Annotated in this window: 1 protein-coding gene; it reads right to left on the bottom strand. The window is 71.5% G+C overall.

Features of this window, described 5'->3' with window-relative positions; translation table 11 throughout:
* Positions 1-73 precede the first annotated feature (73 nt).
* Entirely contained in the window at positions 74-316 is a 243-nt protein-coding gene (locus tag MZTS_RS23025; RefSeq protein ID WP_192285563.1) for a hypothetical protein, read from the bottom strand.
* Positions 317-671 lie beyond the last annotated feature (355 nt).

Below are 671 nucleotides of genomic sequence, written 5' to 3'. Positions count from 1 at the left end.
GGGCCGCCCGCGCGGGGAATGAGCGTCATGAGCGCCGGCCGCCTCCTCTTCGCAGCCGGTCTCGATCCGCGGGTTACGCCAGGGCGCCGGGGGCGTTGACGTTCAGCGAGGGGAAGCAATCGAGGAACCGGCCCCGCTCCCAGAGGTCGATCCCGTATCCGTTGGCCATCCGGGAGGTGAGGGCCGCCGCCTCCGCGTCGTCCCGGGCGGCGATGTGCTCGATGCCCTCGACCCCGCCCGATGCGCTGAGGCGGATGGCGCGATAGGCGAGCGGGCCCGGGTCGGGGTGGAGGATGTCGACGAAAGCCGTGACCATGTTCGCTCCTTCTGCATGCAGGCGGGAGCGCAGGGTCTCTCAGCCACCGGGGCCCGTGGATCGTCTGCCCGATGATGCCGGCAATGTGCACGAGGCTCGGTGGCGGCGATAGAGTCGGCGCGTGCGGGAGATCCGCGCAGCCCCGGAAAGCCCCAGCTCGTCCGCGTCCGGTCACCCTCGCGGACAGCCACCAGGACCACCGATTCGCTCGCGTTGAGGACCGCGACCGAAACCGGCGCCTTGGGCTCCCATCGTGCCGGTCGGCATGCTCTCCGGCGAGCTGACAGGCGCGCCTCGATCGCCTGCCGTCCCGCGCATTCCGCGCCCCCATCATCCCAAACGGCCGCACCGGCAT

Source organism: Methylorubrum zatmanii, assembly GCF_014845115.1.
Taxonomy (GTDB): domain Bacteria; phylum Pseudomonadota; class Alphaproteobacteria; order Rhizobiales; family Beijerinckiaceae; genus Methylobacterium; species Methylobacterium zatmanii.
Note: the sequence above shows the minus strand (reverse complement) of the source record. Positions and strands in the feature narration are given on the sequence as shown.

Excerpts from the sequence above, each read along its gene's own strand:
- MZTS_RS23025 (WP_192285563.1), bottom strand. The coding sequence starts at position 316 with ATGGTCACGGCTTTCGTCGACATCCTCCACCCCGACCCGGGCCCGCTC.